We start from the raw sequence: 22963 nt of genomic DNA on the forward strand, positions 1-22963 counted from the left end.
TCAAAAGAGGGAACTTATTGGACCTAATGACGATCGTCAATTTATTGATTCTTGCCGTACTTCTTGTGCTCACTGCTTTCTTCGTTGCTTCGGAGTTCGCGGTCGTGAAAGTACGGGTATCCCGGCTCGACCAACTGATTTCGGAAGGCAATAAAAAAGCGGTACGCGCGAAACAGGTCGCTCAAGACCTGGATTACTACTTGTCCGCTTGTCAGCTCGGTATTACGGTAACTGCACTCGGCTTGGGTGCGATCGGTAAACCGGCTGTTGAATTGCTGCTGTATCCGGTATTCGATTGGTTGAACGTGTCCAGCTCCGCGTCTTCGGTCGCGTCTTACGCGATTGCTTTCTTCTTGGTAACGTTCTTACACGTTGTCGTAGGCGAGATGGCTCCGAAAACGCTGGCGATTCAGTTTGCGGAAAAAATGACGCTGCTGCTCGCTCCGTCGCTGTACTGGTTCGGTCGCATCATGTACCCATTCATTTGGGCGCTCAACGGTGCGGCTCGCGTCTTGCTTCGTTCGTTTGGCGTTAAACCTGCCGGGCATGACGAAGTGTACTCCGAAGACGAGTTGAAGATTATTATGGCGCAAAGTTTCGAAGGCGGCGAAATCAATGAAACGAAACTGTCTTACATGGAAAACGTCTTTTCGTTCGATGAACGTGTAGCACGCGATATCATGGTGCCGCGTACGCAGCTCGTCACGATCGACAAAGACATGGATTATGCGGAATTGATTACAGTGCTCGATGAGAATAATTACACGCGTTATCCGGTTACCGAAGAAGGAAGCAAAGACCGGATTATCGGTGTCATCAACGCGAAAAAGATGCTTCCTCATATTATCGCCGGACGTGCGCGTAGACTCGAAGAATTTATTCGCCGGATTCCGATTGTATCGGAAGCAACGCCGATCCAGGAAACAATGCTCAAAATGCAGCAAGAACGGATGCATATTGCGCTTGTCGTCGACGAATACGGCGGTACAGCCGGTATCGTCACGATGGAAGACGTCATGGAAGAACTCGTCGGCGAAATCCGAGACGAATTCGATGCCGACGAGATCGCCGAAATCCGCCAAATGGGCGAACGCGAATATGTGGTGAGCGGTCGCGTATTGCTGGACGAACTGGAAAAACGCTTCGGCGCGAAGTTCGACGAACGCAGCGATACCGATACCATCGCGGGATGGATTCAACATCGCAAAGGGACTGCGGCAGGAGAAGGCGAGCAATTGATCGAGAACGGATACGTCTGGACGATCGAAGAAAAAGACGATCTACAGATCAAACAAGTGAGGTTAAGTTATACCGAAGCGTAAATCTTCTCAGCTTAAATCAACGAACCAAATAATCCGAATATTGTGGAGGTGAATCCCTCTCGCGAGGGAATTTATTGGACGGAACAATTGCATTAAACCTATTTCTGGTTGCTGTATTTATCGGGCTTACCGCCTTTTTCGTCGGTGCCGAATTTGCCATATTGAAAGTCCGTATGTCACGATTGGATCAATTGATCGCCGATGGTAACAAAAAAGCGGTGATGGCGAAAAAAGTCGCGCAAGACTTGGACTATTACTTGTCGGCATGTCAGCTCGGGATTACGATCACGGCGCTTGTACTTGGCGCGCTGGGTGAACCGACTGTCGAAAAGTTGCTGCATCCGGTATTTGATCATTTTGAAGTACCCGCTGCACTTGCAACCGTATTGTCTTACGGTATCGCGCTTGCGCTCGTGACTTTTTTACACGTCGTCATCGGCGAACTTGCACCGAAGACGCTAGCGATTCAATTTTCCGAAAAAATGACGTTGCTTCTCGCTCCGTCGTTATATCGCTTCGGACGCCTTACCGCTCCATTTATCCGTTTACTGAACGGTTCGGCAACGCTGCTCCTTCGAGCTTTCGGTGTGAAACCCGCCGGTCACGAATCGGTTCACTCCGAAGAAGAGTTGAAATGGTTGGTCGAGCAAAGTTACGAAAGCGGCGAGATTAACAAAACAGAACAAGCGTATTTGCAAAACATTTTCGCTTTTGACGATCGATTGCTGCGGGAGATCATGATCCCTGCCGACAAAATCGTTAAAATCGCAAAAGAATTGCCGCAAAACGAACTGATCGCGAAGTTAAGCGAACACGAGTATACACGTTATCCGGTAACGAACGGCAATCCGGACGGATTTATCGGATTCGTGCATAGCAAAGAAATATTGACCGCAATCGCCGCGGGTCGTGACGGCAAGATCGAAGGATTTATCCATAAGCTGCCGCAGTTCAAAGAAACGGCGACGCTGCGCGAAGTCATGCTCAGTATGCAGCAAAAAAGTGTGCATATGGCTTCTGTATCCGATCATTCAGGTAACACGATTGGCTTAGTCACGATGGAAGATATTTTGGAAGAGATCGTCGGCGATATTCGCGACGAAGCAGACGGCGTGCGCTTACCGTTGGCTCCGGTATAACTCTTTTGAATAAACATTGTTTTTGATTGAAGAACAAGAAACCCCCAATATTCCGTCATTGCGGAACATTGGGGGTTTTTTATCAAATTTGGCGAAAAATCAGTTGCTCTTTAGGTTTATTTTTGAGCCTCCGAAAGCTTGTCCAACACGGCTTGGACTTCAGCTCCTGTTACTAGACGATTTGGTTCAAATGTATGGGTACCGACGCCTTCCATCATACCCGCCGAGGTTACGGAAGCAATAGCGGCTGCTGCCCAATGTCCGGCTGGAACGTCGCTATACGAAGAAGTCGTAGCGCCTTTCGAGCCTCCCTGTACCCGATCCGCTAGCACAGCAAGCTGCGCTCTTGTCACTGCCGATGCCGGCGCGAACTTTTTGCCGCCAAGCCCTTGCATCACGCCGGCTGTAGCCGCTTGACGAATTTCCAGATCATAGCTTGAGTCCGCTGTGTCGTTGTAGATTGAAGTACTCCGCACTTCGCCCAAATTCAGATGTTGAGCCAAAGCTGCCGCAAGATCCGCACGGGTTACCGTCGAATCGCTTTTCAATGGGTTCGTCGGTTTTTTAACATCCAACTTTTGCTCAAACAACCAATCTCTCATTTCTTTATTATTAAATACCGGAACCCATGACCAGTGTTTCATCCCGCCGTAAAAACGATTTTGATCCATAAAAGCATCATCATAGAGCGTGATCTTCGTATCTTTCGCGCCCATTTCTTCTAGCGCTTGATACGCAAGCGTGCTGGTACGGCTATCTGTCGTAGGGTCGTTTTTGGCATGTACGATCCAGAGCGGTGTATCCGTCACATCTTTCAATTCTTGTTTGAACGCTTCTACTGAACCTTTGTAATCGGCAATCGTATCTTTCGCGGCAATCGCGATTGCGCCTGCAAATTTACCCGGATACTGCATCACGAAACGGAATACGCCGCCTCCTCCGCTCGAAGGCCCTACAACATAGATCCGCTGCGGGTCGACTTTACCTTCCGCTACAAGCTTATCGATCAGCTCCACTTGCATTTCGAAGTAATCTTGCATCCTTTTCAATTGATCGGGTTTGGCATAGATTGCCCAATCGTAGTTTTGCGGATATTGCACAGCCAGTACCGAAGTATCGAAGCCCGACTCTGTCCATACCGTTGCGCCGCGATTTTCGGTCAGTTGCTTCATATTGTCGCTACCGACTTCGCCGCCGCCATGTAACCAGACCACTAGAGGTTCAGGTGTTGCCGACTGAGATAATTTCAAACGGTACGTCAGCGTATCTCCATTGTCGTTTTGAAGCCCACCAGCTTCAAAATCGTCGACCGTACGCGTTTCGACTTTCGATACTTTTTCAGCGGTAAACGCAAGCTCGGGGTACTTTTTATTCACGACAGCGAACTCCGATACATAACCGCCCGGATATTTGAACGGCTTGACTTTCATCGACAATACATTGCCTTTTTGCGTCAATTGAATCCCGTCGTCTTCGTAAGCGTCTTGCGTCAGTTCGCCTGCGGCGTTCAGCGGATAACCATCGTAGTTCCCGGTAATATCGAAATCGGAAGCTTTCAGATCGCTATAAGAAGAACCGCTTGGTAATACAAAATCAAAAGATTCTGCCATACGACCCGCATCGCCGATATATGTATGTGCCGTAATTTCAAGCTTGCTTGAAGAGGAAGACGTCGCTTCCGCAGCGTTTGCCGGAGCTACGCCTCCTAAAGTTCCGCCTAACGCCAGAGCTGCAATCAAAGTTAATCCTGTCGGTTTTCTCATTTGTTTTCCTCCGTTTATACTAAGAATAGGTAAAATAAAAGATCGATAAACGACAAAAAACCCAAACGGTATCCGCAGTAGGGAATTTCCCGTACTGCCGACCCGATCAGGTTTTGCCCGTTCGCACGGTCACAATCCATCATCGTCGCTTTTACTTTAGCAAATTTTGAAAGCGTTATCAACTGTAAAACTGAAAAAGACTTTTTTAAAAAAAGTCCCTTTCTTCGCGTTCTGTATATGGCATCTGCACTTTTGGGTAATAAAGTTATTGAGATGAAGCAGGCGCAACCGATAAAACAGACTTCCGGCAAGTGTAAGTTTGACTTTACTATGTTGGAAGCCCTATATTTTTAGAATATGGATTGGTTGATTATGGCAAGACTGTTGTCGCATGATCGTATTTCAATTTCCGAGGAGGTCAATACCCATGATCGCAAAAGACACACTGACAAAAGAGTGGAATTCCGAAGAAGTTGCGCAAATGCTCGAAGAGCACCGCGCTTTTTATGATACCGACCGCACACGCAGTTACAAATTCCGGATTCGTCGCCTTGAAAAGCTTAAAGCGGCGATTGTTCGCTACGAACCGGCTTTACTGGAAGCACTGAAAGCAGACTTAGGCAAGCCCGCTTTTGAAGCTTATTCGACCGAAGTCGGATTCATTCTGAATAGCATCACCGAAATTTCGAAAGAATTGTATCGCTGGTCGAAGCCGCAGCGTGTCGCAACGCCGATTTCTTTGTCTGGCGCAAGCAGCTACATTATTAACGAACCGCACGGCACTGTGCTGATTATCGGACCTTTCAACTATCCGTTCCAACTTGTATTGGAACCGTTGGTAGGCGCGATTGCTACAGGCAACTGCGCCGTGATTAAAATGTCCGATAGCACGCCAAACGTATCTCGCATCGTGAAGCAACTGCTGGGCGACGTATTCGAAGAACATTATGTACGTGTTCTCGACGGCGGCAAAGATACGGTAAACGCGCTCATTAACTCGCCATTCGACTACATGTTCTTCACAGGCAGTACCGAAGTCGGCAAAATCGTAGGCGAAGCCGCAGCGAAACAATTGATTCCGTATACGCTGGAACTTGGCGGCAAAAGCCCGGCTATCGTAGACAAGCAAGCCGATATCCGTATGGCGGCAAAACGCATTATCTGGGGCAAGTTAGTCAACGCGGGTCAGACCTGCATCGCGCCGGATTACGTTCTTGTTCATGAGAGCAAAAAAATCCAACTGCTGATTGCCCTTAAAAACGCGATTCGCGAGTTCTTGGGTGAAGATCCGTCAAGCAGCCCGGATTTCGGTCGCATCGTCAACGAGCGTCATTTCGATCGTCTATCTGAAATTTTGGATAAAGACAAAGACCGTATCGTATTCGGTGGCAATCGAAAACGCGAAGACAAATTTATCGAGCCAACGCTTCTGGATTTGGATTCTTGGGATGCGGCAAGCATGGAGCAAGAATTGTTCGGTCCGATTCTCCCGATCTTGACTTACAATGATGTCGAAGAAGCGATTAAACTTGTGAACAAGCATCCTCGCCCGCTTTCGCTGTATCTGTTCACGACAGACGAGCAGGTTCAAGACCGCGTACTCGAAAAAATACCGTTCGGCGGCGGCTGCATCAACGATACGCTGCTTCATGTATCGAACCCGAACTTGCCGTTCGGCGGTACGGGTTCTTCCGGCGTAGGTTCTTACCACGGCGTGCATAGCCTGCGTACGTTCTCACATCAAAAAAGTATCTTGAAACGCGCATCCGCGGAGAGCGGCACGACGATGCTGTTCCCTCCTTACGGCGACGAACAAATGGCTTTAGTGAAAAAGATGTTTAAATAAATAAGCATGATTAAGCCGCTTTCTCCGACTTGGTTCGGGGAAAGCGGATTTTTTGTTATGTATTTTTTGACGAGGGATATAAGTTGCAACCTTTTATAAAAAACCTTCGTCAGAAGGCTAACACACTATAGGAGGTCATCGAAATGAACAAAAAAACTTTTTCTTCGGTATTGGCGGTATCCGTCTTATCTTTGTCGCTCGGCGGTCAACTTTTCGCGGCGCAAGCAAGCTTCGGCGACCTAAGCGGCGTAACCGGACAACAAAAAATCGAGACGCTTCAAAAAGAAGGTCTCATCAAAGGCGTGAGCGCATCATCTTTTAATCCAAAAGCTGTGTTAACGAATGCTCAAGGCGTTCAATTGATCGCAGGCGGTCTACAGCTGAGTCTGGCAGCCATCACGTTCGAAGCAGGCAAAGTTCCAACCGCTCATGATCTGTTCCCTGCAGCGAAAGAGGGAGCTTGGTACGCCGAAGCTTTCGTCAATGCACACTTCAATGGCGTAGAGTTGCCAAAAACGATCGATCCATCTGGCGTCATGACCAAAGAAGAATATACAAACTATTTGATGCAAGCAGTCGAAAAAGCCGGCAATCTGCCGCTGATCAACATCAAGCCGCAAGATATTACCGATGAAAAAGAGCTGACTGCCGAGTATCAAGGTGCAATCCAGCGGGCGCTCAACCGCGGAATTGTGAAACTCGATGCCGACGGCAACTTCCATCCAAAAGAACAGATTACTCGCGCCGAAGCAGCTGTAATGCTGTACGATTCGATTGAGTTTTTGAAGCAGCAATCGGCTCAGTGAGTTCGAAAAAATCGGTTCGGATCTAAATCATTTTTACAATTCGCCGACTTCAGACAAAGCGGTTTTCAATTGCTCATCTAATCGGCTACGGAATAAATTCCAACTTTCTTCATCCGTATTTAAAGCTTCGGCGCCGTAATCTTCGACGATCTGGATTCGTACATGCCGATCGTTTACGTCGCCGAGCTTTTTTTGTACTTTTTTGAAATGTTTCGCTTCTTCGGCTTGTTTGGCTTCCAATGCAAATGCGGCAGCTTCGGCGGTATAGCGGAAACGTTTGGCTGCAATCCGTACTTGATGCAGAGCGTCTAGCGATTGTTCACTCGAAGCTCCTTCACGGTCTGCGGTTACTTGGTACATATGCCGACGTTTGCGGTAATCGTCTTTGAGCATACGCAGACTACTGCGAACGTCCGCTTGCCCTACAAAATCAGGCAACTCTTGCTCTATAAAATTTTGCCAACGTTTATCCAGCTTACGATTGATGATCTTCGGTAACTTTCGGCTTAACTTTTTACGTTGACGATCTCGTTCGCTTTTTTCGAGCTTCGTCATTTTTTTATATAATTTGGCTTCTTCCATTTGCCCTTCGGATTTGGCGCTTTGACGTAGCTTTTTGAAATCGGCGATCATCACGTCCGCGTCACGGACTCTGCCGAAACGTTTTTGCGCTTTTTTGATGATTCGATATAGCCCGGTTTCTCCGTCTGGATCAAGGATCTGAATCAAGGTCAGTAATTTGCGCGCGCTTACTCTCGCTTGATGGATGTCTTCGACTTCGTAGTCTTTTAAGGCAGCGCGGCTGCGCTTACGAAATTCGCTGTATAACTGCTCCAACGCTTCGCTCCACGGCTGGATCTGATCGGAAGCTACTGTCGTTTGTTCTGATGCTCTATCGTGGGTCATATGGATGGTTCACTCCTTTTGGATAAACTTCGGGTTGTATACGCGATCTATAAGAATCATTACCCGCAAAAAGTATAAAGAAAAATACAGCTTCCTTGACCGCATCTGCGGAAGGAAACTGTATTTGACTTTAGTTGAACGCTATATCCGGGATATAGTCGATACTAGCTAGAATATTGAAGCTTTTTTTTATTTTTCGCGAATCACGATTTTGCCTTTGGCGTGATGGCTTTCGCTTTTGATATGCGCGTTGCGTACGCCTTCTTCGTTCAACCAATACGTCGAGTCGATGATCGGTTTCAACTTGCCTTCTTTGATCATCTCCGCAAGTTTCTCCAACTGCTCACCTTTAGGCTCCATCATGAATAGAGCGGTATGAATCCCTAAATCTTTGGCAAGGCTTTCGTCTGGCTTCTCTACAACCGAGACCAGGTGCCCGCCGGGTTTCAATACTTTGAAACTTTTGCTCTGAATATCGCCGCCCATAGTGTCTAGTACCATATCATAATCCGAGAGAATCTCGGAGAAGTCTTCTTTTTTGTAATCGATAAAATGATCGACGCCCAGCGATTTCAACAATTCCTCGTTCGCCGAACTTGCGGTCGAGGCTACGGTTGCCCCTAAATACTTCGCGATCTGAATCGCCATTGTACCGACGCCGCCTGCTCCGGCATGGATGAGTACTTTATGCCCTGCGGTCACTTTGCCGTGATCGACCAGCGCTTGCCAAGCGGTCATTCCTGCGAGCGGAATCGCCGCGGCTTCTTCGTAGCTCAGGTTTTCCGGCTTTTTCACCACAACATCCGCGTCTACGGCTACATATTGTGCATACGTGCCAAATACGCGCGGACGCGCAAATACAGGATCGCGTGGCTTAAAGCGACTCACGTTTTCGCCGACTTCTTTGACAATGCCCGCTACGTCTCCGCCAAGAATCAAAGGGAAACTGCCGGCTGCCGCGCCTAACGCACCTTCGCGAATTTTCGTGTCAACCGGATTCACTGATGTCGCATACAGCTTGATTAGGATCTGGTTGGCATCGATCTTCGGTTCCGGCACACTCTGCTCATGCAGCTTATCAGGTCCACCAAACTCGTCAATTACGATTGCTTTCAAAAATATCCTCACCTTTCTGTAACAGGTTAGCGTTGCTTCCCATGCTATTACCCAAGCTATTAGTTAAAGACCCTATTGCTGTAAAAAAATACGGCTTACGATTCATAAAAAAGGGTCGAATGATGTTGTTTCAGTGGTGTCAAGTTTCGGAAAACGAGACTAATGGAGGAGGAATTTAAGTTTGACTGTTAAAAATAAACAAAAAAAGAAGCCGTTTTAGGTAACGGCTTCAGGCTTCGGGAGAGATTTGTTACGGTCGCTTGTTGAAATCGGGAAAAAATGATTATAATTTTGCTTGAATTTTCCCGATTTCAAAGGCGAACGTTAACACTCCTTCACTAAATCTCTCCCTACGCTCCTCGCTTCACTCGGAATAACATCTTAGCTGCTTTTTTATAAAAAATTTCAACAGCAACTTTTTTTGATTTGAAAATTAAACCTCTTTTTCCGTCAACAAGTTCAGGAACTGAGAAGCACGTTCGCTAGACGGGTTTTGAAGAACCTGTTGAGGAGGTCCTTGTTCCAAGATTTTGCCATCATCCATCAGAACGACGGTATCGGCGGCTTCGGCGGCGAATTTCATTTCGTGCGTCACGACGACCATCGTCATGCCTTCGGCAGCGAGTTGTTTCATGACTTTGAGCACTTCGCCGACCAATTCGGGATCAAGTGCGGACGTCGGTTCGTCGAACAACATCACTTGAGGATCGGTGGCAAGTGCGCGGGCGATGCCGACGCGTTGTTGTTGACCGCCGGAGAGTTGGTGCGGGTACACGTCTTCTTTGCCGCTCAAGCCGACTTTCGCCAGAAGTTCGATCGAACGTTTGCGAGCTTCTTCTTTGCTCCGTTTTTGCACGACGATCTGGGCTTCCATCACGTTTTCCAATGCGGTTTTGTGAGGGAACAGATTGTATGATTGGAATACCATACCTGTGCTTTGGCGAAGGTCGAGCGTTTGTTGTTTGCTGGCTTTGCGGCGATTGCCGAATTCGACTGTCGTATTTCCGAGTCGCAGCGTGCCTTCATTGGGTGTTTCTAATAAATTCAGGCAGCGTAGCAGTGTGGTTTTACCAGAACCGGAAGGTCCGATAATGACCAGCACTTTGCCTTTTTCCAAAGACAGGTCGATGCCTTTCAATACTTCCAGCGATCCGAACGATTTATGCAAATTTTGAATTTGGATCATGATCGTTGCTCCTTTCTAATAACTTCGAAGAAAGCTAACCTTTTACTGCGTAGAGAAGCGGGAAAGTCGTTTCTCCATCACGTTTTGCAGCGCGTTAAGTACGGTACAGATGATTAGATAAATAACAGCGGCTTCCGAATAAAGGAGCAAAGGCTCATACGTCGTAGCCGTAATTTGTTTGGCGACCTGGAATAGTTCGACTACGGTAATGGTATACGCCAGAGACGTATCTTTTACTAGGCTGATAAAGGAGTTCGAAAGCGGCGGAACCGAGACGCGCGTAGCTTGCGGAAGAATGATGCGGCGAAGTGCCTGACCGCGTGTCATTCCAAGCGAATAAGCAGCTTCCCATTGACCATTTGCGATAGATTGAATAGCTGCACGCACGATTTCGGAGTTATAAGCCCCCATGTTGAGTGTAAAGGCGATAATCGCAGCCGGGAATGGGTCGAGTTCGATTCCAATACTCGGTAATCCGAAAAAGATAATGAATAACTGTACAAGTAACGGTGTTCCGCGGATGACCCAGACGTAGAAGATCGCGATCTGGTTCAATACAGGAATTTTCCACACCCGTACCAAAGCGACCAATACAGCTAAAATCAATCCTAATACAAATGAAATGACGGCTAGTGTAATCGTGTATTGCAATGCCGCTTTGACCATTGGCAGAAACGAATCGATTACAATTTGAATTTTACGATCGTCCATATTCCTAGGACTCCTTTCAATTTTGCAGATGCCAAACATTCTTCTTTCTTATACACGAAAAAGCTTGCTTTGAACAAACGAAGCGGGGCTGCCTCGTAGATTCGCAGAGCGAACCGGAGATAGCCCCGTTTTTATAGTCGGAAAATAACAATTTGATTGATCGTTTTTCTCGGTGAGTATCGAGAAAAGCCGACAATTTGATTGATTATTTCCCTCGAAATATTACGAGGAAAATAACAATTATTTCGATACGTCCTCACCGAAGTATTTCTCGGAAATCGTTTTGTACGTACCGTCGCTGTGCATATCAGCCAAAGCTTTATTTACTGCTTCAATCAGTTCTGGGCTGTTTTTCGGGAACACGCCGCCGCTTTGCGAAGCGTCTTCTGCTTCTGCGACTACTTTCAGCGCCAGATCCGGTTTTTGCTTTTTCAAATCAAGGAACGACAGGTTATCGTTGATCGTTGCATCCACGCGGTTAGAGTTCAGCAAATCGATTGCTTGTTGGAATCCTTCGATCGGTACGATCTCAGCGCCGTTTTCTTTCGCGATATCTGCAAGGTTACTTGTCAGCGATTGTGCAGACTTTTTACCTTTCAGATCAGCAAGCGATTTGATGTCGTTATTATCGTCACGTACGATCAGTACCGCACCGGAAGAAATGTACGGGTCAGAGAAATCGTATTTTTCTTTGCGATCGTCGCGAATCGATACTTCGTTGAATACGGCATCGAAGCGTCCAGCATCAATACCTGCAAGCAGGCTGTCCCACGGTGCTTCTTCGAATTTCACTTCAACGCCCAGACGTTTTGCCACTTCTTGAGCAATCTCAACGTCGAATCCAGTCAGCGTGCCACTTGCATCGTGATAAGTGAAAGGTGGGTAAGTACCTTCTGTACCGATCACGATTGTACCTTTAGATTTAATCTTTTCAAGCAGATTATCCGAACCTGCAGCTGGTTGTTCCGACGATGCTGAATTATTGCTGTCTGTATTTGTAGCGGCTGTGTTGCTTGAATTATTGTTACCGCAAGCGGCAAGCATCAGCACCATCAAGATCGCAACAACGCCGAGTAAAGTTACTTTTTTCATCATTCTGCCTCCAAAGTGTGTTTTGTTTTGAGTCATTGTCTTTCAGATGAAACATTCAAACAGTTGGACAACATTTCCAGAAGTCTGCAACCGTCTAGTGAACATTTAGGTCGTGCAAGATTGAATTTTAAAGCCTGTTTTAAAGAAAGTCAATAGCTTTTCATTTAATTCCTATAAATTTTATCGGCTTTAAATCATTCAATCTAAAGCGTTTCCGAAAAATCTTTTATTTTCCTGCAAAAAATAGGCGGCGTGAAAACATGATTTTGCGTTTAATATAGAGTAGATTTGCTTGCTTGAGCCAAGCTAACTGTTACATATCATTTACGTTTGCAACAGATTCAGACGAAAGGTATCACGGTTAAAGCGCCGACGACATCTCCAAATCTATATCATCTGTGGGAGGACAATCATGTTCAAAAATCGATTTTTCGTAATAGGTGCGGGGATCGCCTTAGTTCTGCTCATCATTTTTCTCGGTACATTAGTCAAATTCATCTTCACCCCGATTACTTCTTTAGTTAGCTCGCTCGTTGTACCGTTATTGATCTCGGCATTCTTCTATTACCCTTTGCGTCCACTCGTGCGTTTTCTCGAACGTAAAAAATGGAAACGTTCCTGGTCAGTAGCCTTGATCTTCGCGGTATTTATTTTACTGATCGTAGGCGCTTCAGTTTGGGTCTTCCCAACACTGCGCGATCAAGTGGAAAGCTTTATTATGAACGCTCCGCAATTGGCAAAAGACGCAGTAGCTCAATTGCAGCAATTGCAACAAAATCCGACGATTAGCCGATTTATTCCAAGTAACGATTCACAAAACCAAGACATTCTGAACCGATTGTCCGGTGTGCTGGATACGTCGATCACTTGGTTATCCGATAACTTGGCAAGCATGTTCTCGTTCTTATCGAGCTTCGTACTGGTTATTGCGACATTCCCAATCCTGCTCTACTTCTTGCTACGCGACGATAACCGATTGCCGGGCAACCTCATCAGAATGTTCCCGAACAATCAAAAAGAAGACGGCAAATTGATGCTTGACGAGATGGACGAAGCATTGAACGGATTTATCGCAGGCCGCGTAATCGTTAACTTATTGCTGTGCGTCCTGCTGTATATCGGCTTCTTGATTATCGGCTTGCCGTATTCGCTCCTGCTCGTTATCATTTCGTTCTTCTTGAACTTTATTCCGTTTATCGGAGCGTTCCTTGCTACCGTTCCTGTCGGAATCGTAGGTCTGATCGAATCGCCGAATATGGCAATCTGGTCGATCGTGATCGTGATTGTCGCTCAGTTGATTCAGAACAACTTGCTTGAACCGCTTGTGTTCGGCAAACAGCTCGATATGCACCCGCTTACGGTCATTGTCCTGCTGCTTGTCGGCGGCGACGTGATGGGGATTTTGGGGATGTTGATCTGTATTCCTATCTATATGGTGGTTAAAATTGCAATTCGCCATATTTATCAGATGTATCTCAAAAGCAAAATCGAACATAAAATCAACTGATATCTTTTAAAAACCGGGCAAGCCGCTTTTCTCCGCAGTGAGAAAAGCGGCTTGTTTGCGTTTGAATGTCCATAACTTACAATTGAGAGATATCGTTACCTATCGTCTATTGAGAAAGGAGTCGACAATTTTTATGAAATTCGATCCACTTTATCAACCTTATACTTCTCACCGTCTGCCGACTTATGCCCGAAAAGGAATGGTGGCTACCTCGCAACCTCTAGCTTCTCAAGCTGGACTGGATATTTTGAAAGCCGGAGGAAATGCGATTGATGCCGCGGTTGCTACAGCCGCCGCTCTTACCGTTTTGGAACCGGCTTTCAACGGCATTGGCGGCGACGCTTTTGCTTTGGTTTGGACAAAAGGCGAACTGCATGGTCTGAATGCCAGTGGACCGGCTCCAAAGACCTTATCGATTGAAGCGTTACAAAGCCTGGGGATCGACGAAATTCCAAAATACGGCGTAACGCCGATTACCGTTCCGGGCGCACCTGCGGCTTGGGCAGAATTGTCGCGTAAATTCGGACGGCTTTCACTGGAACAAACGCTGGAACCTGCGGTACGTTATGCTTCGGAAGGTTATCCGATTCCCGCTGGTTTGGCCTATTTTTGGAATCGGGCGCATCGGATTTTCCGTACCAACTTGAGCGGCAAAGCGTACGAAGAATGGTTCCGTGTTTTCGCTCCGAATGGCAAAGCGCCGCAAGCGGGAGAACTATGGTCTTCGCCGGATCATGCGGCAACGCTGCGAGAGATCGGGAAAACAAACGCCGAGTCGTTTTATCGGGGTGAATTGGCAGCTAAGATTGTGACTCATATTAAGCAGCACGATGGATTTTTAAATCTTGAAGATCTTGCTGCTTATGAGCCTGAATGGGTAAAGCCTATTTCTGTGCCTTACCGCGGTTACGACGTTTGGGAAATTCCGCCGAATGGTCAAGGATTGATTGCATTAATGGCGCTACGCATTATGGATGGTTTGGATGCCGGGGAAAAAGATAGCGTCTCCACCCTGCATCGCCAAATCGAAGCGATGAAGCTTGCTTTTGCCGATGGTGAAGCGTATCTTGCCGATGCTCCGCATATGCGAACTTCAATCGAAGGGCTGATCTCCAGCGAATACGCGGATACGCGCCGAGCTTTAATCTCGGACGAAGCCGCTTTGCCAGGTCCGGGCACCCCTCCTTCCGGCGGAACAGTCTATCTCGCGACCGCTGACGAAGAAGGCAATATGGTCTCGTTTATCCAAAGCAACTATATGGGCTTTGGCTCAGGCATCGTCATTCCGGGAACAGGCATCTCGATGCAAAATCGCGGGCATAATTTCTCGATGAATCCCGAACATGATAACGCACTGGCTCCAGGCAAAAAAAGTTACCATACGATCATTCCCGGTTTTTTGACCAAAGATGGCGAAGCTGTCGGTGCATTCGGCGTTATGGGCGGCTTCATGCAGCCTCAAGGTCATTTGCAAGTGATGATGAACACTATCGATTTTCAATTGAACCCGCAAGCGGCGCTCGATTCGCCTCGCTGGATGTGGGAACACGGTAAAAGCGTTCAAGTTGAACCTGATTTTCCGACTCATCTTCTTCAAGCGCTGATGCGCAAAGGGCATGAAATCAAGGTCGCGTCGGACAAAAGTACATTCGGGCGCGGGCAGATTATTTGGCGCGACTCCAAAAGCGGTGTTCTGTGCGGAGGTACAGAGTCTAGAGCCGACGGGTCTATTGCAGCTTGGTAAAAGCAAGCTTGATCCACAATATAAAAGCAGAATCACCCCTTCTCGCGTCGCCTTTTCAACCCTTTTCACGTTTCTATTTCAAAGGTTGGTTTAAGTATGAGACATATAGAAGTCTATACTAGGGCTAAAATGACCACGAGGAGGACGACATCATGAATCGAAAAATTATCGGAATATTCGCCACGGAACAGGAAGCCTCGCATACGATCGAAGCTTTGAAAAATATGGGGTATTCGACGGACGATATTTCAGCAGTCACTCGTAGCGCCGAAGAAGCTCGCAAATTCGAAGACGAAACGGTAACCCTCGCGCAAGAAGGAGCAACAGGCGGCGCGGCAACAGGTGGCGTAGTCGGCGGGATCGGAGGACTTTTGGCAGGTCTTGGCGCTTTGGCGATTCCGGGTATCGGTCCTCTGCTCGCAGCAGGTCCGATCGCGGCTACTCTTGCCGGAGCGGCGGTCGGTGCTGCCGGTGGCGGGCTGATCGGAGGATTAATCGGTCTGGGTATTCCTGAACATGAAGCCAAAGAATACGAAGCGATTGTCGGAGAAGGTCGTGTTCTCGTTATTGTCGATACGGAGGAAGCCAACCGAAGCGAAATTTATCGAATCTTCCGCGACAACCATTCTTTGAATAAACGGTACGATGAAGAATTTGCGGATTTGCCTCAATCTGCCGTAGAAGATTCCACCTATAACGAGACGCCGGCTATGGGTGCGACCAATCTCGAAGGAAACCGAATGGATGGTGCGCCTATCGGGCATCGCGGGCTTGCCAGCCCTGCCGATCTGGAAGAAGCAAATCCAAACGATCCAACCTATCGAACTCGAAAATCTGAATCTTAAGGAGGAAAGGCAACTATGATGCAAAAAACAGTAGGCGTCTTTTTGACGGAACGCGAAGCGGCTGAAGCCGTGGAAGAACTCAAACGTTCCGGCTATCAAGCAGACGATATTTCGGTCATCACTCGCAACCGCGAAAATGCGGAAGAAATGCTGGATCAGCATCATAATAAAGCTCCAGAAGGCGCGGCTGGCGGTGCAGCAGCTGGCGGGATCTTAGGAGGCGTAGGCGGGCTGTTAGTTGGACTTGGTGCGCTGGCGATCCCCGGTATCGGTCCTTTGCTTGCCGCAGGTCCTATCGCGGTGAGTCTAGCGGGTCTTGCGGTCGGCGCAACAAGCGGCGGATTGGTTGGCGGGCTGATTGGCTTAGGGATTCCTGAGGAAGATGCAAAAATGTATGACGAGCATGTCGGCGGAGGACGCGTACTGGTGATCGTCGAGACGGAAAATGACAAACGAAGCGAACTCGAATCGATCTTCCGCAATCATTACGCACTTAATCACACGCGCTTGGGTGGAACCGACGATTCCGGTCATAATATGCAAGCGATTCCGCCGCATCAAAAAGAGATTCGTTCCGATCCCAATTCTCCAATGAATAAATAGACCTATGATATACCTTTCAAAAAAACCTTTAATGTAATTAAATGTATTATAGTTATTTTTATAATTATATTTTTGTTGATTATTTATTCTTTTTTGATAAAAGCCCCTACATGGTTAGGGGCTTTTTGACGATAATAAAACTAAGTTTTACGCATCGCAATATCTAATATGAGGGAAGTGAGCATTTGAGTAACTTAGAGCGTGTAATGCGTCAACGAAACAAAGTAGTCATGTGGATCCTATATGTTTGCGTACCTTTGGTTATTTTATCTGCTATTTCTGGTGATACTATCGCCAAAATCTCTGCCGTCTTCTTGGTTGTATTTCTTGCAGCATTTACAGTCCTTCACATTCTTAAAAAAGCTACCTTTCTTCTTCCCTATGGCGTCGCACTCTATTTTGCCATAAGTTATGCTTTGCAATATACGACCACGATCAGTCTCGTAACGGCTATTGTTCCTTCTGTACTTCTTCTGTTGTATCCGCTTTATCGATATACCCTTGTCTACTCCTCAACGGCTTTAGTAATCATGGTTATTTCATACTTCCGAGGAGCTCAACCTTTCATCCCTGAAGGATCGGTTGGTCTACTATTAAATACGGTTATCGCATTTGCAATAATCGCGACGATCGCGGTTTTAATTGGTGTTGCTACTGAAAAAACACTTCGTGCAATGGCACTTCAAAGAGAAACAAGCAACAGCAATGCAGCAAAGATCGACCAAGTCTTATCTGAAGTTCGTACGGCTCTCGATGAACTGAGTAAATTCGCACGTAAGTCCAAAGAAAGTATTACGTTGAATGAACTGATCACTGGCGAAATTACGAATACCTTCTCTCACGTTGCAAAAGGCGCTGAATCTCAAGCCCAAAGCGTTACGAGCATTTCCGATAAAATGTCGGCAAGCGATGTAGAAATCGATGGCGTCGTTCAAAACTCTTCGATGATGCGCGATTTATCTGAACTTACGGTACATGTAACCCAAGAAGGTTCGGGAAAAATGACCGAGCTTCGTACACATATCGATCAAGTCTATTCGGTTATGAACGATACCGCCCATGATATGGAATTGTTCCGGGAACAAAATCAACAAATCGCTCAAATTTTAACGACGATCTCTGAAATTGCAAGCCAGACGAACCTTTTGGCACTCAATGCTGCGATCGAAGCTGCACGTGCGGGCGATGCTGGACGCGGATTCGCTGTCGTCTCCGACGAAGTTCGCAAACTTGCCGAACATTCGCGTGAATCCGCTGAACAAATCGGCGGGATCTTAAGCGAACTGCAAAATGGTACAGAGCGTCTAATGAGTCAAATCGTACGCGGACGCGAAGCCGCAGCAAACAGTTTGGGTGCAGCAGAGCGTTCGGAACAAGCGTTAAACGAAATCAATCAAAATACGCATCAATTGTTGGATCAAGCCGGAGAAGTTGAATCGCGTTCCGAGAAAATGAAAGCTTCTTCTTCGGAAGTTTCGACGCAAGCCGTCGCGATTGCTGCCGTAACGCAACAAACGAATGCGGCGATGGAAGAAATTTTAGCCGGAATGGGCGAGCAAAAATACATCAGCGACGAAATGACGAAAAGCTTCAACAAATTGGAGCAATTGATCAGCAATCTTCAAAATTTGTCGTCGTTCAAAATTGAAACGACACCTGATGAAACTGCTCCTGTTGCAAAAATTCGTAAAAAGAAAAACAAAAGTGATGAAACAGCCGTAGTAAATAGCGAAGAAGCAATTGCCGGTTAATCATTTTCGAACCTCTTCAAAAAAGCCGTTCCGAAGTTCGCCATTTGGCAATTCGGAACGGTTTTTGATATTTATTGAATCGTAAATACGCGGGATGCCGCATCAGCGCGTACCGATGATCCGGCATACAATACTCGATCCGGTTGCTTGTAGAACTGAGGCCATAATCCGTGGCGATAGTTTGCTTTATTCGGGAACGTTGGATCATTGGCTCGGATCGCGGCTGCGTACACATATACTTTTTGCCCTTTGGATGCTCCGGTCGCTTGTTTGAGATCAATCTGATATCGCATCGTATTGGCGTTAGACAATCGGAATTTGGTCGAAGACATTTTCCACTTCCCGGTAGCTCCAATCTTATAATGCAGTTGAATCTCAACTGGGCGATTTCGATCATATCGATTGCTCTGCGGGTTATCTGTTGCAGCGTATGCCGTCAAATACAACACATTTCCTTTTTGCCAGTCTGCCGAGATATAGTCAAGATCCGATCCCGCATTCCAAGTCTCGAGCGACGTATGACGATAAAACAGATACATGGGCATCGTCTGAATATCCGCTGAGTTACTTTTCCCACGGCTGACTTGTTGAATATGCAGATGTGGATTATATCGCTTTGCCCGATCCACGGTACCGATAACGGTCGTCTCTGTGACGTAATCGCCGACCGCAATGCCATAACTACCAGAGCCTGCCGGATCGATATGGACGTATTGCACGTAGACACCATCCGGGTTTCCGTCTCCGTCGGTATCGTGATCGATAATGACGCTGCCTAATTGAGCAGACGTATTGGATTTGATCTCGGTAATTTTCCCCGGCAAAATCGCATAGACGCGCTCGCCCGATGCCATCGCCATATCCGATCCGTTATGTGGATTCGTGCCGCTGACGACATTACGAGGTTGATTGGTTTTGCTTTCAATAGGCGCATAGCGTTCCAACAATCCATCTGCATCGCTTCTTGAAGGGGTCATTGCCGGTGCGATCGAAGCTTTGACTCCGTATTGTTGCAAAAATCTCGCTCCGTAATCCGCTGCTGAAGCTGAAGATACCGCGCTAAGCAAAAGCAGTGCCGCCATCGTCAGTTGTACTTTTCGCCGAAGATTCTTATTCATTATTTGACCTCCTTGCTCATATCAACGACATACGTCGACTCATGGGCTGACTCGCGATTGCGAACTTGAACGAGTAAGGTCTCTGAATCTTGCCAACTCATACCGATGATCGAACTGCCTGCCGGCTCGTCAAATTTATGTATCTCAGACGTATTCGCATCAACGACAATCAATGTCGAAACTCGGCTTGAGCGGTTCGGCGCATTGAGCAGCGCAAACCAAGCTCCATTCTCCGATGACGAGATCGAACGCAAATGATTCAATCCGCTGCCGCGTATCACTTTCTTTTGCCCTGTCGATAGATTTCGGATATTCACCGAACCGTCCGCAGTCTGGTACATCAAATGATTAGCTGATAGCGCTGACACTGAATATTCGGAAACAAGTTGGGCAGAAGCTTTGCCGCTACTGTCCACCTGCACAATTCCCAGATCGCCTAAATCCAGATAAAAGCGATTTTTCTGATCCCAACCGAGCACGGTATATCCGGCTCCGTATACTTTACGTTCTGCTCCGGTACGCAAATCTTTGATCCAGTTTTCGCCGTCTTCATTGCCGGTGGCGACGATATTGCGCGTTGTCCAATACAGCAACTGGGTACCGTCCGGGCTGATCGAAGCTCGCTGTCCCCATACGACCATTTTTGCCGAACCTCCAGAGATTGGACCGCGCTGTGTTTTGCGAATATTTCCTGTCTGACTGTTCAAAAACAGAGACAGGGTACGCTTTTGCGGATTTAGCTTATAGATCGACGCCGCGTATTCCACTAACACATTGCCATCAGGTAGCGTGACTATGTCATAACCGAGATCCGGTGAAGGCAATACCGTCATTTTTCCTGCGGAATCGATATAACGAAAAGTTAACGTGTCATTTAGACCGTCTGCGGTCAGCTTTGCTGTAAATGTCCGTGTTGAGTTAGAGATTGTGCCTGCACGCTTTGCAGAAATTCCTGTAACGGGATCGATTGAAGTCACTGCTTGTTGTTTCTCATCGCGCCCGGGTATTTTGACTTCAACGCCTTGTGTAGCGATAAGACGACCCGATTTTTTGCTTGCTTGTGTCCAAAGATCGGAGTCGGCAAGCGCGACGCTCGCCGCAAGGATTAACATCAGCGCCGTAAGACTAAATACCTTCCAACTCGTTTTGTTTCGCATCAGCTTCACCTTTCTTTTGGCTATGGGATTTAAAATGCTGGATTGCGCTCAATGTAACCGAAAAAACGATCGGATGCAATAAATCGGACGTTATGGAAAAACTATTCAGAAAAATAGGTCTAAAGATATTGTTATTTTTAGTTTAAAAGGCTTATTTTATAAGCAAGGATTATTTTGTATACGCTTTTTTTGACAATAAATCATACCTATAGACCCATCCTACTCCTGGTTACGAATCTCTCTTCTCTCCTCCACACTCTTTACGAGTCCCCGTGGTTATGATCATCTAGAGGAGGTTTTTTTGCGTGTTGAAATTTAATGAAGATATAGACACCCTATCGGAAACTACGCATACTACGCCTTGCAACGGGCTTATCGAAATTCGCGAGAATCGGTTTATTGTGACTGACCCGCAAGACGAAGGTGATTTTGCGGTGCTCATTCCGACTTTTCCGCTTCGTTTATGGTTAAACGGGGTTGAAATGAGAAATCCGTTTCCGGTTCGCGCCAGTGATCGGATCGAATGGGAACGTGCGGAAGAACCTTTATATGAGATCAAAGTTTCTCCAGATCGGATGCAAGCTTTTTTAACGGTATTTAGCGAAATTCGATATGCTTGGAAATTACAAGATTGCGCAGTCGCAGAACGATTGGCTCCGACCAGTGTTCACGATCTGGAAAACCCTGTGCATCGACTCGAAATTGCTGAAATCATGGCTGAGATCGGTAAACAAGGAATTCGCAAAAACTTAGACGTATCGGCAATCGCAGGTATTTTGCAAGAAGCGACAGGCCAAGCGGCTCAGTTTGCTTTCGGAGAAGAAGCATTACCGGGTGTAGATGCTACAATCGATCTGCTTTTTGAACAAAAAATCGAAAATGCTTTTGAAGAAGTCGGCGGTGCGCTCGATTATCGGAATCATCTACGTATTCCTTCGGTGCAACCAGGAGATATATTGGCTTACGCTCATCCTTCACAGCCGGGTACTCCCGGATTCGACGTGTTCGGAGATGTAATTGAACCTCCGCCTGTACGCGAAATCGATTTACGTGCCCGCCAACATGTTGAAGAACGCGAAGGCGGAATCTTTGTTGCGACCAAAGCCGGGCGTCCTTGTCTTGCCGAAGGCACAGTCTGTTACTTGGATATATCGGATGCTTATTTTGTTGCGGGTGATGTGGATCTCAAAACAGGGAATATCGTCTTTTCCGGTGATGTCACGATACAAGGTCATGTCACAGATAATATGATTGTGGAATCACTGGGCAACGTCTATATCTCGGGCGGTGTATATAATTCAACGATTACCGCTGCGGGTAGCATTATTGTACTCGGAAGCGTAATCGGAAGTCGGCTCTACTCGGGAAGTTTCGGTCTATCGTTCAATCGACTGTATCATCTTTCGCAAAAGTTAAAAAATGATCTGGGCGTGCTGCTGCAAGCTTCGCGAACTTTATATACTGAAGTTGGCAAACGCGGACAATCCGCAAAATTCGGACAAGTGGCTCTGCTGCTACTGAAAAGCAAATTCAAAGAAATCCAGCCAGATATTCGCGAGTTATTGCAAGTCATGATCACCGTACAACGTAGTACCGGTGGGGCTTCAAACGAATTTGCCGATGCGCTAAATCTAATGCTTTCTCCGACGCAAATGATCGAATCGCTGACCGAAGATTTGCTGCTCAATCTTCAAGATCATCTGGATCGCGAACATACTTTTGTCGATGATATGCAAAAAAGCGATGCTCAGATCGAATTATCCCGTTGTCAGACCAGCACGATTAAATCAAACGGCGATATCGTCATTCATAAAGAAGGTATTTTGCAAAGCGATCTCTACGCAACCGGATCGATCACGTTCGCTCATCCTTCTTCGGTCTGCCGAGGTTCATGCCTAGAAGCGGAAGACCGAATCAATGCAAAAACGGTAGGTAGCGCCGGCGGTGCTCCTTGTATCCTCCGCGCCAAACGAACGATCTACGTTTCTCAAATGTTTGACGGCAAAATATCCGCCGGTGGATTACACCGCGAGATCTTAGCTCCTGTCCGTGACTGCACCTTCGGATATATGGAAGACAATGCAACCCCCCTTCCAAATTAAAGGTTGTAAGCGCTAACTAACTTACTAACTCTTTTCATTCTATTAACGATTCCCAAACGATCTATACCCATAAAAAAAGCCAGCGAAGACTTTATTCGCTGGCTTTTATTCTTATTCTTATTCTTTTTCTTTCTCTTTTCTTTCTTCTTACCCTACCCCACATATCGTGCAGATACGTAAGCGAAGGGGAAAATACGTGAGATCCGCCTTTGAACTCGGAAAATTCCAATAAAAACTTCAATCTATTTT

General features: G+C 46.8%; 18 protein-coding genes. 10 read left to right on the top strand and 8 right to left on the bottom strand.

What is annotated here, in order from left to right; all coding sequences use genetic code 11:
- Positions 1-17: 17 nt before the first annotated feature.
- Both NOM90_RS15865 and NOM90_RS15870 read left to right on the top strand, forming a co-directional pair.
- A complete protein-coding gene (locus NOM90_RS15865) occupies positions 18-1322 on the top strand; it encodes a hemolysin family protein (protein WP_255943333.1) in 1305 nt (434 codons plus the stop codon).
- 74 nt (positions 1323-1396) lie between these two features.
- A complete protein-coding gene (locus NOM90_RS15870; RefSeq protein WP_255943334.1) occupies positions 1397-2461 on the top strand; it encodes a hemolysin family protein in 1065 nt (354 codons plus the stop codon).
- A 116-nt stretch (positions 2462-2577) separates the two neighbouring features.
- On the opposite strand, the gene NOM90_RS15875 is transcribed toward NOM90_RS15870, so the two are convergent.
- Positions 2578-4224, bottom strand: a complete 1647-nt coding sequence (locus NOM90_RS15875; protein ID WP_255943335.1) for an S-layer homology domain-containing protein — start codon at positions 4222-4224, stop codon at positions 2578-2580.
- 427 nt (positions 4225-4651) lie between these two features.
- Between NOM90_RS15875 and NOM90_RS15880 the strand changes: the two genes are divergently transcribed.
- On the top strand, positions 4652-6070 hold the full coding sequence (locus NOM90_RS15880; RefSeq protein ID WP_255943336.1) for an aldehyde dehydrogenase: 1419 nt from the start codon (positions 4652-4654) through the stop codon (positions 6068-6070).
- Positions 6071-6213: 143 nt separating this feature from the next.
- Positions 6214-6876: an S-layer homology domain-containing protein gene (locus NOM90_RS15885; protein WP_255943337.1), complete on the top strand. Its 663-nt coding sequence runs from the start codon at positions 6214-6216 to the stop codon at positions 6874-6876.
- A 33-nt stretch (positions 6877-6909) separates the two neighbouring features.
- Here NOM90_RS15885 and NOM90_RS15890 read toward each other — a convergent pair whose 3' ends face one another.
- From NOM90_RS15890 to NOM90_RS15910, 5 genes are all read right to left on the bottom strand, one after another.
- On the bottom strand, positions 6910-7782 hold the full coding sequence (locus tag NOM90_RS15890) for a CHAD domain-containing protein (protein WP_255943338.1): 873 nt from the start codon (positions 7780-7782) through the stop codon (positions 6910-6912).
- A gap of 189 nt (positions 7783-7971) precedes the next feature.
- A complete protein-coding gene (locus NOM90_RS15895; RefSeq protein WP_255943339.1) occupies positions 7972-8898 on the bottom strand; it encodes an NADP-dependent oxidoreductase in 927 nt (308 codons plus the stop codon).
- A 433-nt stretch (positions 8899-9331) separates the two neighbouring features.
- On the bottom strand, positions 9332-10084 hold the full coding sequence (locus tag NOM90_RS15900) for an amino acid ABC transporter ATP-binding protein (protein WP_255943340.1): 753 nt from the start codon (positions 10082-10084) through the stop codon (positions 9332-9334).
- 42 nt (positions 10085-10126) lie between these two features.
- Positions 10127-10795: an amino acid ABC transporter permease gene (locus tag NOM90_RS15905; RefSeq protein ID WP_255943341.1), complete on the bottom strand. Its 669-nt coding sequence runs from the start codon at positions 10793-10795 to the stop codon at positions 10127-10129.
- A 240-nt stretch (positions 10796-11035) separates the two neighbouring features.
- Positions 11036-11887, bottom strand: coding sequence for an amino acid ABC transporter substrate-binding protein (locus NOM90_RS15910; RefSeq protein WP_255943582.1), 852 nt, complete (start codon positions 11885-11887; stop codon positions 11036-11038).
- 412 nt (positions 11888-12299) lie between these two features.
- Here NOM90_RS15910 and NOM90_RS15915 point away from each other — a divergent pair, with 412 nt between their 5' ends.
- The 5 genes from NOM90_RS15915 to NOM90_RS15935 all read left to right on the top strand — a co-directional run bounded on the left by NOM90_RS15915 (position 12300) and on the right by NOM90_RS15935 (position 18337).
- Positions 12300-13394, top strand: coding sequence for an AI-2E family transporter (locus tag NOM90_RS15915; RefSeq protein ID WP_255943342.1), 1095 nt, complete (start codon positions 12300-12302; stop codon positions 13392-13394).
- A gap of 133 nt (positions 13395-13527) precedes the next feature.
- A complete protein-coding gene (locus NOM90_RS15920; RefSeq protein WP_255943343.1) occupies positions 13528-15138 on the top strand; it encodes a gamma-glutamyltransferase family protein in 1611 nt (536 codons plus the stop codon).
- A 152-nt stretch (positions 15139-15290) separates the two neighbouring features.
- Positions 15291-15983 carry a general stress protein gene (locus tag NOM90_RS15925; protein ID WP_255943344.1) on the top strand — a complete coding sequence of 231 codons (693 nt, stop codon included), beginning with the start codon at positions 15291-15293 and terminating at the stop codon, positions 15981-15983.
- A 15-nt stretch (positions 15984-15998) separates the two neighbouring features.
- Positions 15999-16586 carry a general stress protein gene (locus tag NOM90_RS15930; RefSeq protein ID WP_255943345.1) on the top strand — a complete coding sequence of 196 codons (588 nt, stop codon included), beginning with the start codon at positions 15999-16001 and terminating at the stop codon, positions 16584-16586.
- A 530-nt stretch (positions 16587-17116) separates the two neighbouring features.
- Positions 17117-18337 carry a methyl-accepting chemotaxis protein gene (locus NOM90_RS15935; RefSeq protein ID WP_255943346.1) on the top strand — a complete coding sequence of 407 codons (1221 nt, stop codon included), beginning with the start codon at positions 17117-17119 and terminating at the stop codon, positions 18335-18337.
- Between the two features lie 71 nt (positions 18338-18408).
- Here NOM90_RS15935 and NOM90_RS15940 read toward each other — a convergent pair whose 3' ends face one another.
- Entirely contained in the window at positions 18409-19455 is a 1047-nt protein-coding gene (locus NOM90_RS15940) for a M23 family metallopeptidase (protein WP_255943347.1), read from the bottom strand.
- Entirely contained in the window at positions 19455-20612 is a 1158-nt protein-coding gene (locus tag NOM90_RS15945; protein WP_255943348.1) for a hypothetical protein, read from the bottom strand. The genes NOM90_RS15940 and NOM90_RS15945 overlap by 1 nt, the downstream gene beginning before the upstream one ends.
- Before the next feature lie 305 nt (positions 20613-20917).
- Here NOM90_RS15945 and NOM90_RS15950 point away from each other — a divergent pair, with 305 nt between their 5' ends.
- The gene (locus NOM90_RS15950) at positions 20918-22714 is read left to right on the top strand and encodes a flagellar assembly protein A (RefSeq protein ID WP_255943349.1); all 1797 of its coding nucleotides are present in this window, start codon (positions 20918-20920) and stop codon (positions 22712-22714) included.
- Positions 22715-22963 lie beyond the last annotated feature (249 nt).

This window comes from Saccharibacillus sp. JS10, assembly GCF_024436065.1.
Classification (GTDB): Bacteria; Bacillota; Bacilli; order Paenibacillales; family Paenibacillaceae; genus Saccharibacillus.